The sequence below is a fragment of the Dialister hominis genome, assembly GCF_007164725.1.
GTDB classification, from domain to species: Bacteria; Bacillota; Negativicutes; order Veillonellales; family Dialisteraceae; genus Dialister; species Dialister hominis.
The window spans coordinates 880,655-895,425 of sequence record NZ_AP019697.1 but is presented as its reverse complement, the minus strand read 5'-3'; the positions used below and the strand labels follow the sequence as shown (position 1 = coordinate 895,425).

The following is a 14,771-nucleotide window of genomic DNA, read 5'->3' as shown; positions in this document are numbered from 1 at the left end:
AATCCGCTCCTAATCATTATTTGTTTTTCCGTCTAAAATTATTCCATCTGCTTTCAAGCGAAGACTCCATACCGTTCTTTCCCGGTGAATAATAAACATGCCCCTTAAGTTCACTTGGCATATATTCCTGCTCCACCCATCCGCCAAAATCATGTGGATATAAATATCCATTGCCATGACCTAATTTCGCGGCGCCCGCATAATGAGCATCTCTCAGGTAATCAGGAATTGACCAGTCGGACCGTTTCCCCGCCTCTGCGGAAGCTGCCATGATCCCCATAACAGCGCTGTTGCTCTTAGGTGCAAGACATATGTATAAGACAGCTTCTGCCAAAGGAATCTGTGCCTCTGGAAATCCAACAAATTCAGCCGCTTTTGCAGCTTCCACTGCAACGGTCAATGCATTGGGATCAGCCAGGCCGACATCTTCAGCAGCACAGATGATGATTCTTCTTGAAATGAATGAGGGTTTCTCCCCGCTGTTGATCATTCTGGCCAGATAATGGAGTGCAGCATCCGGATCACTGCCGCGCATGCTTTTTATAAAGGCTGAGACAACATCATAATGATAATCCCCGTTTTTATCATAGTTGAGTATCTTTTCGCCCGCCAGCTCCTTGAGTTCCTTTTCTGTAAGCGTTCCATTGTCCTCAAGAAGTGCCGTTGCCTGCTCTAATAAGTTGAGCGCTGCGCGTGAATCCCCTGAAGCATAGGAAGCTACCATTTTCAATACGGGCCTCGAAACATGGTAGCCATGTTTTCCAAGTCCCCGCTCCCTGTCATTGAGTGCCCGTTCAAGTATTTCAACAATGCTTTCCTCATCCAGTGCTTTTAAGCGGATCAGCCTTAATCTTGATAAAAGCGGTGCATTGATCTCAAAATAAGGATTTTCGGTCGTTGCGCCGATTAATATAAATGTTCCATCCTCAACATATGGCAGCAGAATATCCTGCTGTCCTTTATTGAAACGATGAATTTCATCAACAAAAACAATAGTGCGTCTCTGATAAAACTGAAGCTCATCCTTCGCGCTTTTGGCCAAATCCCTGATTTCCTTTATGCCGCTGGCAGTCGCATTCAATTTCACAAACTTGCTTTTAGTTATATTGGCAATGACAGTAGCAATCGTGGTCTTTCCGCAGCCGGGAGGCCCAAATAGCAGAATGGAAGGAACCATGTCCTTTTGAATCATCTTAGCTAGAAATGAATTTGGGCCGACAGCAAGCTCCTGTCCTACGACATCGGACAACTTCTTAGGCCGCATTCTCTCTGCAAGAGGTGCAAATTTCATGTGGTCATTCTGGTCTAGATCAAATAGTGAATCCATTATAATGCCTCAACATTCAAGACTGTTCATACCGTTAAAGAATGAAAGTTAAAACATCCATTCGTGAGAAAACATCTGTTTAGTATAGTATGCCATTATTGAGAGTAAAATGCAAAATAAAAATACCGCCAAGATAATCTTGACGGTATTAGTATCCATACCCCACCATGTCGTTAATTGCCGTATTTTGAGTCTGCATAATTGCAGGTGGGTGTTCTCTTGAAGAGTTTCATCTGTCCCCCAAAAGGGGCATAGACTATTTCCATCCAAATCCGAACTCCCTAGGTAAAGGTGTTGGTTCAAAATATAAAGCTGCACGTGCACAGCAGGGTTCTTTACTTACATATAGTTTAACAAATCATCTGTGAATTTACAAGATGAGCACATTCAGTCTTAATCGTCTTCAAAAAGATCTTTTTCTTTATCTTTCTTCGTTTCAACTTTAATGTGCAGTTCTTTCAGCTGTTTGTCAGCAACATAAGATGGAGCCTGTGTCAATGGATCAATAGCGCTCTGTGTCTTCGGGAATGCAATTACGTCGCGGATAGATTCCAGATGAAGCATCAGCATAACGAGTCTGTCAAGGCCGAGTGCAATGCCTGCATGCGGCGGTGCACCATACTTGAATGCATCAAGAAGGAATCCGAATTTCTGCTGAGCTTCTTCTTCGGTAATTCCAATTGCCCTAAATACCTTCTCCTGCAGATCTTCCTGATAGATACGGAGGCTTCCGCCGCCGGCTTCGACACCATTGAGAACCATGTCGTAAGCTTTAGCATATACCTTGGACGGATCAGTGGAGAGATACTGAATGTCTTCATCACGCGGTGCAGTGAAAGGATGATGTTCAGCTACATATCTATGTTCTTCTTCGCTGTATTCAAACATCGGGAAATCGGTAACCCAGCGGAAGCAGAATTCGTTCGGATCAATCAGATTCATTCTGCGTCCCATTTCAAGGCGCAGTTCGCCCAAAGCCTGAGCTACTACCTTCGGCTTATCAGCAATAATAAGGATCAAATCGCCAAGTTCTGCTTCGCAGGCCTTGCCAATTTCTCTGATTTTTTCTTCGCCGAGGAATTTGGTAATCTGGCATTTCAGGCTGCCGTCGTTATTGAATCCGATCCATGCAAGGCCCTTTGCGCCATATCTTCCAACATAATCGACAAGTCCGTCTAATTCACGGCGTGGAATGCCTGCATAGCCCTTAACATTAATAGCCTTGACTACGCCGCCATTATCGAGAACAGAACGGAATACCTTAAATCCTGTATCGACCAATAAAGAAGATACATCATAGAAATGCATATCAAATCTCAGATCTGGTTTATCAGATCCGTAAAGATTCATTGCATCATCCCATTTAATACGTTTAAACGGAATCTGGATATCAATGTCTAAAACATTCTTGAAAACCGTCTGCATCATGTGTTCCATCAGATCAAGGATGAAGTCCTGATCTTCAAAGGAAAGTTCCATATCCAGCTGAGTGAATTCCGGCTGTCTGTCAGCGCGCAGATCTTCGTCTCTGAAGCAGCGTGCAACCTGGAAATATCTTTCAAATCCAGACACCATCAGAAGCTGTTTGAAGAGCTGTGGTGACTGAGGAAGTGCATAGAACTTGCCCAAGTTGACACGGCTGGGAACCAAATAGTCGCGTGCGCCTTCCGGTGTGCTCTTTGTAAGCATCGGGGTTTCAATTTCAAGGAAATCATGTTTGTCAAGGAATGTTCTCATTTCATGAACAATCTTATGACGCATGATCAGGTTATTCTGCATTTCCGGACGTCTCAAATCAATGTATCTGTACTTCAGGCGAACGTTTTCATCTACATCAATTCCATCCTCAACGTAGAATGGAGGAGTCTTGGATTTATTCAAAATGCGAAGTTCAGTTACTACAACCTCAACTTTGCCTGTTTTCATCTTCGGGTTGATTGTATCTTCGCTTCTTGCTCTTACTTTTCCCTTAATTGCAAGAACATATTCACTGCGTACGGATTCAGCCTTATGGAAAGCTTCCTCACCATACTGTGGACTCATGACCAGCTGTACAATCCCGCTGCGATCACGAAGATCAATAAAGATCAATCCGCCATGATCTCTTCGTGTATTAACCCATCCAGCTAATGTAAGTTCTTTGCCATAGTCAAGTTCTGTTACATGACCGCATCCGCAGGATCGATGCATACCTGCCATTGTTTCCATATTCAAACACCTCTCCATTAATAATATATAAATGATGGCTTAGGCCAGATTTATCAATTGTTTTTCAAAGCTGAAGGGATATATTCAGCAACATTATCGAAAGGAACCTGCTTTTGTTCCCCATTATTCATGTTTTTAACGGTTACAGCTTTTTCTTCCAATTCATTGCTGCCAATGATAATTGCAAAATCAGCTTTTGATTTGCCTGCCTGCTTCATCTGTCCCTTCAGGCTCTTATCCTGAAGATCCATTTCCGCAATCACTCCTTCAGAGCGGAGCAGATGCTGGATCTTTATTCCTTCAATGACTGCATCCTGTCCTAAAGAAGCAATATAAACTTTATGTGCGCTTTGCGGAACAGGAATCAGATTCTGCATTTCCAAAGCGAGCAGCAGTCTTTCAAGACCGATGGCGAATCCGATTCCAGGAGTGGACGGCCCGCCCATTTCTTCAACCAGACCATCATATCTGCCTCCGCCGCAAACAGCGCTCTGTGCGCCAAGAGGCGGATACTGAATTTCAAAAGCGGTGTTGGTATAATAATCCAATCCCCTGACAAGCTTGGGGTCTACCGTATAATCGATTCCTAAAGCAGTCAGATACTTTTTGACTGCTTCGAATTTGGTATTGCAGTCTTCACAAAGATAATCGGTAATCACAGGCGCTCCAACAGATGCAGCCTTGCAGCCTTCTTCCTTGCAGTCTAATATGCGGAGCGGATTTTTCAGAAGCCTTTCCTTGCAGTCATCACATAACTGATCAACTTTAGGCATGAAGAAATCAATCAATTTCTGCCTGTATGCAGGACGGCAATTCTTATCCCCGATTGAATTGATATGAAGATCAAGGTCTTTTAATCCAAGCTTATGGAATATTTCACAAGCCATGGCAATAACTTCAGCATCAGCCAGCGGAGAAGATGCTCCCAGTACTTCCAGCCCGAATTGATGGAATTCTCTGTATCTCCCTGCCTGCGGCCTGTCATATCTGAACATTGATCCAATATAAAACATCTTATGAACCTGCTGGTCAGCATACAGTTTATGTTCCAGGAATGCACGGACTGCAGAAGCTGTATTTTCAGGTCTCAGTGTTACAGATCTGTTGCCTCTGTCAAGAAATGTGTACATTTCTTTAGATACGACATCCGTCGAGTCCCCAATTCCGCGCTGAAAAAGTTCAGTTGCTTCAATGATAGGTGTTCTAATCTCTTTGTATCCATAGCGAGCACATACGTCTCGTATAACGCTTTCCATATAATCCCATTTATACACTTCACTGGGTAAAATGTCATGGGTCCCTTTTAACGCCTGCATCTTTGCACGACACCTCTTTAAAATATTACTACTAAGATTTATTCGTTAGAGATTAACATTTGAATTGTATCATTTTCTATACTTCATTGGCAAATTTTAACTGCTCATTATGCAGTCATCCTTTATTATTATTTGCCTTTTTTATGCAATCCTTGCAATAGCCATAAAATTTCAACTGGTAATCTACGATATTAAATCCATTTTCTTTCTGTATTTTATCCTTGACATCGTTCAGGAAATCATACGAAAATTCAACAACTTTTCCGCATCCCAGACAAATCAGATGATGATGGGAATGCGTAATTGTTTTATCGTTCAATTCATACCGGCTTCTGCCGTCACCAAAGTCCAGCTTCTTGAGCAATTCCAAAGATGTAAACAGTTCCAAAGAACGATATACAGTTGCCAAACCAATCGCAGGATTTTCTTCATGTACGATTTCATATACGTCCTCAGCACTCATATGGTTCTCTTTGCTGTCCAGAAACGCCTGAAGCACAATCTTCCTTTGCGTCGTGAATTTATACTGATGCTCTTTTATTTTCTTCTTAAGCGTGCTCATTACGGTTGCTTTTTTCATAACCTGTCTCCTACCTCATCGTTCTGTATCTATCATAGAACCACATATGCCGCAGTAAAACCTGAAGTACTGCAACAAGAGGAACTGATATCATCATTCCAACAACACCGAATAAATGCCCACCCACAAGCACACCGGCGATGATGGCAACCGGATGTACATCAATAATGCTGCCCATTAATTTCGGCATCACAAAGTGTCCGTCAAGCTGCTGAACAATGATATAAAAAATTATAACCTGGAACATGACTCCCGTCCCCTGCAGAAGTCCGAGGAGCACCGGGGGTACCGCTCCGATAATCGGTCCGATCAGCGGAATCATTTCAACAATTCCGGCAAGGAAGCCAATCACAAGCGGGTACGGTATGTTCATGGACCACATGCCAAGGAAAACAACGATGGACATCAATATGGAAAGAAGGAGCTGCCCTCTTATATACGCATTCAGCACAAAATGGATTTCTCTGAATAATTGTGTCAGGTGTGCATGATATCTGTCAGGAAATATACCGATGAAAGAAGAAATAAAAGCGCCTCCTTTTTTCATCATATAAAATGTGACAAATGGTACGACGATCAGCTCAATAATCGTGCTGGCAAAACTGAAAATCGCGGAAAGACTGAATTGTGCAAGCTTTAATGTATATTCCCCTACATCCTGAACAAATCTTGATATCAGATTTTTGGCCTCTGGCGGCAGTAAATCCAATTGGTACTGGCGTTCGATTTCCGGTATGGCAAGCTGTGCCGTATCAAGCATCCCCGGAACACTTTTTATAAATTCCCTGAATTCCTTGATGAACGGAACAAACACATGAACTGCAATAAGATATATGACCGCAACAAAAACTGCAAATGATATCAGGATAGCTGCATCATAAGGAAAACGTTTTATTCCTAGGCGCCCTGCTCCTTTATAAATAAAGCGGGCCAGAGGCGTTAAAAGAATAGTAATAATTAAAGAAGTAATGAATGGGAATAAAACTATAGGTGCTTTAATTATTAAAACGCAAAACATGGCTACAATAACAACACGAAGCCAAAACTCAGCGCCCCACCTCATTTAAAATTCCTCCTGAAAAAAAGGATTGCTTTCTTTTTCATAACCCACTGTCGTTATCTCGCCATGCCCTGAAAGCACGCGGACCGAATCAGGCAGCTGGAACAGATTTTGCATGATATTTGTCAATAATTCTTTCAGATTCCCGCCGGGGAAATCAGTTCGTCCAATGGACCCCTGGAACAGCGAGTCCCCGGTAAAAACGATTCCCTCATTTTTCAGATAGAAGGAAATCCCTCCCGGCGTATGACCGGCGGTATCAAGAACTGTAAATTCCAGCCCGCAGGTCTTGATTATATCTCTGTCTTTGACCCATACATCTGCAGGCTTGCAGACAATGGGTTCCGGCAGAAAATCAGATAAATTCATATTCGGATCACGGAGAAGCTCCTCGTCTCTTTTATCCATGTAAAACTTGGCATCAGGAAAAGCTTCCCGCAGCTGATTCAAACCTGCCAGATGATCCACATGTGCATGCGTCAGGAGAATGGATTCCAAGATTATTTTCTTGTCATTCAATTCGCTGATATATTTATCTGGTGAAAAAGAAGGGTCTATTACTACACCATGTAAAGTTTTTTCATCATAAACAATATAAGTGTTTGTCGCAAACGGCCCAAGAGTCATATATTCAATTTTCACTGGTATTCTCCTTTCAAAGGAATATTAGAAATTCCTTTTGCTGTCCAGGAGAATCGTAACAGGTCCGTCATTCTCCAGATTGATTTTCATATAGGTCTGAAACTCTCCTGTCTTGACATGCACTCCGGAATCTCTGCACCTCTCAACGAGCTGGTTATATAATTCATTGGCACGTTCCGGAGCTTCCGCTTCAAAGAAACTGGGACGTCTCCCTTTTCTCATATCACCATATAAAGTGAATTGCGATACAATGGCAAGCTCTCCATTCACATCTTTGAGAGAAAGATTCATTTTCTGGTTTTCATCTTCAAAAACTCTCATATTCATAACTTTATCGGCAATATAATTTACATCATTATCATTATCTTCCTTACCGACCCCAAGAAGAACGACTAGTCCCTTTCCCGTTTCGGAGACTTCTCCGTTTTCAAGAGTGATTTTGCACCAATTGCATCGTTGTACGACTGCTCTCATAATTCAGGCCTCTCCCTGCTGTGCTGATCTCATACGGCGTACAGAATGAACGCCCTTGATTCGTCTGACTTTTGTCATAATATAATCAAGCTGCTGGAGATCCTTGATCTGGATTCCCAGATTCATTACAGCCATACCACTATTTTCTACTTTTACATTTGCAGAAGAAACTGACAACTTCATTTCAGTCAGTGCCGCCAGAATATCTGCCATCAAACCTGTACGGTCATAACTGATAACTTCAATGGTTACAAGGAAAACTCCGCCAGACTGATCTTCCCAGGATACATCAATCATCCGGTCCTTGTCAGGGAAATTAACAGCATTCGGGCAGTCCACACAGTGTACAGATACGCCCCTTCCCCTTGTAACAAAGCCTACTATGTTATCACCAGGTACCGGATTGCAGCACTTGGCCAAATGTACGACAAGACCTTCCTCTCCTTTTACGAGAATGCCGCTGTTGGATCTGGTCTTTACGCTGCGCATTTTCAGGTTTTCAAGATCTTTTGCCGTTTTCTGCGCAGTATTTTTCTGTGCATTCAGTTCTTTTTTGTATACTTCGGCAAGCTTGAGTATGACGCTCTTGGATGGGATTCCACCATATCCTACAGATGCAAGAAGATCCTCTTCCGTAATATTATTGAAAGTTTTGGCAATATCTTCAAGCCTGTTCTTCTGTGTCAGTTTCTTCCATTCAAATCCAAGACGGTCTGCTTCCTGGATCAGAAGCTCCTGGCCGCGGGCAATATTCTCCGGTTTATTTTCCTTCTTGAACCAGCTCCTGATTTTAGCTTTACTATCAGCTGCCCCAACCATATTGATCCAGTCATAGCTAGGTTTTCCCGTCTTTGATGTTATAATCGAAACAATATCGCCATTCTTGAGTTTTGTATCGAGCGGGACAATCTTATTATTTATTTTTGCCCCAACACATCTGTTGCCGACCTCCGTATGAATCCTATATGCGAAATCGATCGGGATCGACCCTTTAGGCAGATTGGTGACATCACCTTTTGGTGTGAATACGAATACCTCGTCTGAAAATACATCGAGTTTCAATGCATTCATGAACTCTTTCGGATTGCTGGTATCCTGCCATTCGAGAATCCTGCGGAGCCAGCTGATTTTCGTATCAAAATCCTTTGAACCGGCCTGTTTCCCTTCCTTGTAGCGCCAGTGGGCTGCTACACCATATTCAGAAATATGATGCATTTCCCATGTTCTTATCTGGATTTCAACCGGCTGTCCCTTAGTACCGATGACTGTTGTATGGAGGGACTGATACATATTAGGCTTAGGAACAGCGATATAATCCTTGAACCTGTTAGGCAGCGGTTTCCAAAGCGTATGCACAATTCCCAAAATTGCATAACACTGCGGAATCGTGTCGACAATAACCCTGACTGCATACAGATCATAAATCTGGGATAAGTCCTTGCCATCCCTCTTCATTTTCTTATATATGCTGTAAAAATGCTTCGGTCTTCCCGTTATTGTTGCCTGGATTCCGGCCTTCTCTATGTTTTCGTGAAGGACTCTCATCGTATCATTAACGATTTCTTCACGGGCCTTCCTCTTCTGCTTCATCTGACGGACAAGGTCATAATATTCATCCGGATGCAGGTAATGGAAGCACAGATCTTCCAGCTCCCATTTGATATTGTAAATACCAAGACGGTGAGCCAGAGGAGCATATATTTCTATCGTTTCTCTTGCTATACGCTGCTGCTTGTCCTTGCGGAATACGCCGAGCGTACGCATATTGTGAAGTCTGTCAGCCAGTTTTATAACGACAACTCTGATATCCTTAGCCATCGCCAGGAACATTTTCCTGAAGTTTTCCAGCTGCTGATCTTCCTTATCCTTGTAATGGAATTGAGAAAGTTTCGTGACACCGTCTACAAGAAACGCAACTTCATCTCCGAAGAGCATTTTTATATCATCGAGTGTGTAATCCGTGTCTTCCACTACATCATGAAGGAGTGCCGCAATGATTCCCTGCGTATCAATTTCGAGTTCAGCCAGAATATATGCGACTGCGAGAGGATGGACAATATATGGTTCTCCGGTAGCCCGGATCTGTCCGCTGTGTGCTTTGTCTGCAAGTTCATATGCCTCTCTGATGGCTTCAAGACTTTTCTTGTCAGTTATGTACGTCTTGACCTTATCAATCAGCTTCTGGTACTCTGCTGCTTCTTCTCCGGCAAAATCTTTCTTTTCATGCTGTTTTTTTACATATTCATCCTGATGAATCAGGAACTCTGCCAGAGTCGAGGCAGACGCATCTGTATGTATCGTCTCTTCATTCAGGTTCTTATTGAAGACTGCCGCTTTGGTATTAACGTTCTTGCTGACCGGAGTGCGTACATTCTCTTGCTCCGTCACTGCCTGCGTTCCGTCTTTTTCGATATTTTTATCCATAATATCCTCTCCTTAGCGCATATGCCTTCTGTATACCGAAGATGAGAGCAAATCCATCTTTTTATTGACCATCTGGAACTGATAGAATTCTTCACCATCGAAATTATATCTGGATATTAACCGCAATTCTTCAAACACCGCCAGCGCTATATCAATATCAGCAGCATCGAATCCGGTTCCTTCTGTCAGGAGCCGCTTAACGTCTTCTGCCAGGCGAGGTTCCCGTAGTATACTCCTGATTTTGCGATACACGTCTGCCAGAAAATCCCTGGTTATTATTCTTTTCTTGTCTACCCGTATATCTTTGCAGATCAGCTGGACGTGTTCACCATACCATTCATGGATTTCCGGTTCAAAGACTATATTAATATTGTCTCCGGCTCTGCATGGCTGCGGTTCTCCGGCTCCCCAGAATATAGCATCAATAAGATCGGAATTTTTCCCCAGCTGACATTTAAAATGCCGCTTGTCTGCGCCTATGTATCTGGCGGTCTCAACAAAAATGTTATTTGAAGCAAATAAAGGCTTTGGGTTATCGCAGCCGCATGGTTCCAATAAGTCTAATGACTTAACGAAATCTACCGTTAATTTTTCTACCGGAATCACTTCTTCAATATCCAAAACCGGTATGCAGTCTTCTTCTGTCAGATGTTCCTTTGCGTACTCATTCATCCGCTTCCGGAACTCTTCAATATTCTCAGCCTTGATAGAAAAGCCGGCTGCCATTTTGTGGCCTCCGAATTGGATCAGAAGATCTGACTGCGCTGCGAGGGCTTCATAAATATTAAATGCCGGTATACTTCTGCAGGATCCTTTACCGATCCCGTCATTAACAGTAATCACCAGAACCGGGCGATGGAGTTCATCCAGGATACGGGAAGCTACAATTCCGATAACGCCCGGATGCCAATTAGGACCGTCTACAACGATCGCCATGTCTTTTTCAATGCCTAATTGTTTTATACGTTCTTCCGCCTGCGTGCAGATGTCTTTTTCTATTTCCCGTCTCGTGACATTTGTACTGCACAGCCTTTCAGCCAGCTGCTGTGCTTCCTGCGTCGAATCTGTGATCATGAGCTCGACGCCTTCTTTGGCATGCGATATTCTCCCGGCCGCATTGAGGCGTGGTGCAAGGCCGAAAGAAATCTGATCCGCATGAGTAATGCTTTGTGTCGTATCCTTTATAAGCCCGGCAGCCTGAATTAAAGCAAAAAGCCCCTTTACCGGAGTGGACAAGAATCTTTTCATGCCTTCTTTAACTATAATCCGATTCTCCCCTGTCAGGGATACTACATCAGCTATAGTGCCAAGAGCGGCCAGTTCTATATTATCTGTATAACTGACTCCATATTTTTTCAGCATGAGTCCTCTGCAAAGAGTAAATGCGACGCCGCATCCCGCCAATTCTTTATATGGATAACCGCAGTCAGACTGGTGAGGATTCAAAACCGCAATGCACTGCGGAAGATTTTCCGGAGGCGTGTGATGATCGGTAACTATGATATCTATCTTCCCCTGGAATTCCTTGATCAGGTCTGCCGAGCTGATCCCGCAGTCCACTGTAATTAACAGCTTAAAGCCATCATTGGCTAATTTTTCGACAGCTTTCGCGTTAAGCCCGTATCCTTCAGATTCCCTATGAGGAATATAGAAGCCGACATCGGCCTTAAGGCTCTTAAGCCCCCGGTATAGAATCGATGTCGAGGTAATCCCGTCCACATCATAATCGCCATAAATAACGATTTTCTCCCTGCCATCTATCGCGCGCAGAATCCTGTCGACTGCTTCAGGCATTCCCTTCATCAGGAATGGATCTCCCAGATCTGCAGCAGAATCAAATAGGTAGTGGGATAACTTAGACTCATCATCTATTCCGCGATTCATCAGTATCTTAGCTAGTTCTTCAGTTATATTATATTTTTTGGAAAATTCAGGCACTCCTGTTTCCGTCTTATTTAAGGAATTTAGAATATGCCACTTGTATTTATCCGTATTCATATGATTTCCTCAGTTCAAGTATATTCCTTTTTATTCTATCACCTTTTATTCTCAATTTCTATTTTTTATTATCATTCTCAAAATTAAAACGGCATAATAAAAGACCCCGCTTCCCCCGGGGTCCTTCATTGATAAGCTTATTCTTTTATTCCCAAGCTTCCTTCATGATATTTTTGTATTCCTGTGTCAAATGGTCAACAATAACATCAAGGACAACGCGCACGATGTCAGCATCAAAGCTTTCATTTGTGCTTGGCAGGCATGCATCAAGGAACAAAGAACCATCTTCAGCTGCCACATACTTGAATACTTTATAGCTTCTGTTCAGGTTGTTGATGTATTCCAGGAATTTTGCCTTATTTCCTTCTTTTACAAGTCCGCTTCCTACCTGAACACGGATAATCGTATAAATCGTGTTATCGGTAATGATTCCTACAGGGATTGTCTGGCCTTCTACTTTAATGTTAGACTGGAAAACAACAGTGCCTGCTTCATCATGAAGTTCATTCTTATTGAAGAAATTCATGTTCTTTTCCTGTGTGTACTGTTCAAATTTGCCAGCTTTTCCGTTCACTCTGATTTCTTCTGCCATTTATAATTACCCTCCAATTAAAATATAAATCTCTTTTTTATTCTACACTAACTTGTAATTTATTTCCATATTACATACTATAGAATTATGGGGTGTGTCAAGAGTTTTGTGTAAATCGATTCAATAAGCAACATCGTATTGCTGCATAAGCTGAGACATCCTGTCGTCCATGAGCAGCTGGTTCCGGACCATCGCCCAGCTTGCGACGTGACGACCTTTCCATTTTTTATAGAGCTCTTGGATGCGTAGGTAGAAAATCTTGAAGACTGCATCCTCGTTGGGGAAAGCGCCTTTCTTGGTCACCTTGCGGAAGCTAGAGTTGACGCTCTCGATGGCATTGGTCGTGTACATGATCTTGCGCACGGCACTGCCATAGTTATAGAGCTGCTCGACGTGTGAGAAATTGTTTTCCCATACGCTGACCGCGCCTGGATAAGCCTGCCAGTCGGTCTTGAACTTCTCGAATTCCTGACGGGCCTGCTTGACGTTGATGGCACCATAGATGAGCTTCAGCTGCTTCGTGAATGCACTCCACTGCTTGCGTGGGATGTAGCGGATGGAATTGCGGATGAGGTGTACGATGCAGCGCTGAACCGTGGCATGCGGGAATACAGCCTTGGCGCCTTCCTCCAATCCGCTCACGCCATCCATGGACAGGATGCCAAGATCCTTAACGCCGCGAGCCCGCAGCTCGTCGAAGATCTGCATCCAGTCATGCTTGCTCTCCGTCTCGTTGATCCAGAGGCCAAGGACATCCTTGCAGCCGTTGACGTCATAGGCAAGCATGACATAGACGGCCACCTGCTGGACGCCATACTCCGTGCGCAGCGATACGTAGATGCAGTCGACGAAAGCAAATGGATAGAACGACTGGAGCGGACGATTCCGCCATGCCTCGACCTCTTCCATGACGCAGCCTGTGATGGTGGAGATCTGTTCATGTGACATCTGGAAGCCGTAGATGTCTTCGATGGTTGCAGCGATGTCGCGTTGGCTCATGCCACGGGCATACATCGACAGTACCTTGCCCTCGATGGACGAAACGTCGCGCTGGTGCTTCTTGATGATCTGCGGTTCAAACGTACTCTGGCGATCCCTAGGGACGCGGATAGGAACCTCGCCCAGAGAGGTCTTGAGCGTCTTGGATGAATAGCCGTTCCGGACATTGTCACCGTCTTCGGAGCGCTCATGCTTCTTATGGCCGAGATGATTTTCCATCTCACCTTTGAGCATGGACTCAAAAATGGGGCCAAAAATCTGCTTCAGGACGTCCTGTACGTCTTCCGCGCTCTTGATGTCGTAGTTGTTGAGGATTTGCTGAGCAATCTGCTCGCCTGGGGTAGTTGGTGGAGTTTTACACTTTGCCATTCTGTTACCGTCCTTATCTTTGTTTACCCCAGTATGGGGCATAAAGTAGATTCATGCAATACCGATTTACACAAACTATTTTACACTCCCGAATTATGATTAGCAAAATACAGAAAGTATTGTTATTTACGAATGCTCTATAACAGAGGTTATAATGGATGACACAAAATATATGAATCTAGCCATTAAAGAAGGGCTGAAGGGATTGTCCGCAGGAGAAGTTCCAATCGGTGCTGTCCTGACCCTTGACGATTTTGTCATTGCCATAGGCCATAACACCAAAGAAACGATGAATGATCCCTCGGGCCATGCCGAGATACAGGTAATAAAAAGTGCCTCAAAATTCCTGTCCCGCTGGCGTTTGACGGGTTGTTCTCTTTATGTTACCATAGAGCCATGCCCTATGTGCGCCGGTGCAATTATGGGTTCCCGTATATCAAGACTTGTGTACGGAGCTCCTAATATGCAGTATGGTGGGATTAATTCCATCTTTCAGATCGGGCAGTCTCAGGCACTCAACCATAATCTCTCCATTACTGCCGGAGTCAGATTCAATGAGTGCAAAGAACTGATGGACAAGTTCTTTTTATTGAGCCGGGAGAGCCATTAACTTAATATGGAGCAGTATCGAAGTGGTCATAACGAGGCGGACTCGAAATCCGTTAGCCGTTCGCGGCCCGTGGGTTCGAATCCCACCTGCTCCGCCAGAAATTAAAGCAGAATTATCTTTTTCGGGAAAATTCTGCTTTTTCTAATTCTGCTTTTTCTATTGCACGGAAAAT

General features: G+C 43.7%; 12 protein-coding genes, 1 tRNA gene and 1 other RNA gene. 2 read left to right on the top strand and 12 right to left on the bottom strand.

Going from position 1 to position 14,771, the window contains the following annotated elements; all coding sequences use genetic code 11:
• Window positions 1–16 precede the first annotated feature (16 nt).
• The 12 genes from Dia5BBH33_RS04125 to Dia5BBH33_RS04070 form a co-directional block, all read right to left on the bottom strand.
• Entirely contained in the window at window positions 17–1,327 is a 1,311-nt protein-coding gene (locus Dia5BBH33_RS04125; protein ID WP_022381881.1) for a replication-associated recombination protein A, read from the bottom strand.
• A gap of 155 nt (window positions 1,328–1,482) precedes the next feature.
• Window positions 1,483–1,662: non-coding RNA, 6S RNA (gene ssrS, locus Dia5BBH33_RS04120), on the bottom strand.
• A 58-nt stretch (window positions 1,663–1,720) separates the two neighbouring features.
• The gene (aspS, locus tag Dia5BBH33_RS04115) at window positions 1,721–3,535 is read right to left on the bottom strand and encodes an aspartate--tRNA ligase (RefSeq protein WP_144269399.1); all 1,815 of its coding nucleotides are present in this window, start codon (window positions 3,533–3,535) and stop codon (window positions 1,721–1,723) included.
• Between the two features lie 53 nt (window positions 3,536–3,588).
• A complete protein-coding gene (gene hisS, locus Dia5BBH33_RS04110; protein ID WP_143332431.1) occupies window positions 3,589–4,851 on the bottom strand; it encodes a histidine--tRNA ligase in 1,263 nt (420 codons plus the stop codon).
• A 115-nt stretch (window positions 4,852–4,966) separates the two neighbouring features.
• Window positions 4,967–5,431 carry a Fur family transcriptional regulator gene (locus tag Dia5BBH33_RS04105; protein ID WP_022381878.1) on the bottom strand — a complete coding sequence of 155 codons (465 nt, stop codon included), beginning with the start codon at window positions 5,429–5,431 and terminating at the stop codon, window positions 4,967–4,969.
• Between the two features lie 10 nt (window positions 5,432–5,441).
• The gene (locus Dia5BBH33_RS04100; RefSeq protein ID WP_022381877.1) at window positions 5,442–6,494 is read right to left on the bottom strand and encodes an AI-2E family transporter; all 1,053 of its coding nucleotides are present in this window, start codon (window positions 6,492–6,494) and stop codon (window positions 5,442–5,444) included.
• Window positions 6,495–7,133 carry an MBL fold metallo-hydrolase gene (locus tag Dia5BBH33_RS04095; protein ID WP_143332430.1) on the bottom strand — a complete coding sequence of 213 codons (639 nt, stop codon included), beginning with the start codon at window positions 7,131–7,133 and terminating at the stop codon, window positions 6,495–6,497.
• 24 nt (window positions 7,134–7,157) lie between these two features.
• Entirely contained in the window at window positions 7,158–7,607 is a 450-nt protein-coding gene (dtd, locus tag Dia5BBH33_RS04090; protein ID WP_108849774.1) for a D-aminoacyl-tRNA deacylase, read from the bottom strand.
• Window positions 7,608–7,610: 3 nt separating this feature from the next.
• The gene (locus tag Dia5BBH33_RS04085) at window positions 7,611–10,031 is read right to left on the bottom strand and encodes a RelA/SpoT family protein (RefSeq protein ID WP_143332429.1); all 2,421 of its coding nucleotides are present in this window, start codon (window positions 10,029–10,031) and stop codon (window positions 7,611–7,613) included.
• 12 nt (window positions 10,032–10,043) lie between these two features.
• Window positions 10,044–11,915 carry a single-stranded-DNA-specific exonuclease RecJ gene (gene recJ / locus Dia5BBH33_RS04080; protein ID WP_232518087.1) on the bottom strand — a complete coding sequence of 624 codons (1,872 nt, stop codon included), beginning with the start codon at window positions 11,913–11,915 and terminating at the stop codon, window positions 10,044–10,046.
• A gap of 259 nt (window positions 11,916–12,174) precedes the next feature.
• Window positions 12,175–12,621, bottom strand: a complete 447-nt coding sequence (locus Dia5BBH33_RS04075; protein ID WP_022381872.1) for a hypothetical protein — start codon at window positions 12,619–12,621, stop codon at window positions 12,175–12,177.
• A gap of 120 nt (window positions 12,622–12,741) precedes the next feature.
• Window positions 12,742–13,989, bottom strand: a complete 1,248-nt coding sequence (locus Dia5BBH33_RS04070; RefSeq protein WP_143332427.1) for an IS256 family transposase — start codon at window positions 13,987–13,989, stop codon at window positions 12,742–12,744.
• Window positions 13,990–14,161: 172 nt separating this feature from the next.
• Between Dia5BBH33_RS04070 and Dia5BBH33_RS04065 the strand changes: the two genes are divergently transcribed.
• Both Dia5BBH33_RS04065 and Dia5BBH33_RS04060 read left to right on the top strand, forming a co-directional pair.
• Complete coding sequence (locus Dia5BBH33_RS04065) at window positions 14,162–14,599, top strand: nucleoside deaminase (protein WP_232518086.1); 438 nt, start codon at window positions 14,162–14,164, stop codon at window positions 14,597–14,599.
• An 8-nt stretch (window positions 14,600–14,607) separates the two neighbouring features.
• Window positions 14,608–14,696: transfer RNA gene (locus tag Dia5BBH33_RS04060), tRNA-Ser, on the top strand.
• Window positions 14,697–14,771 lie beyond the last annotated feature (75 nt).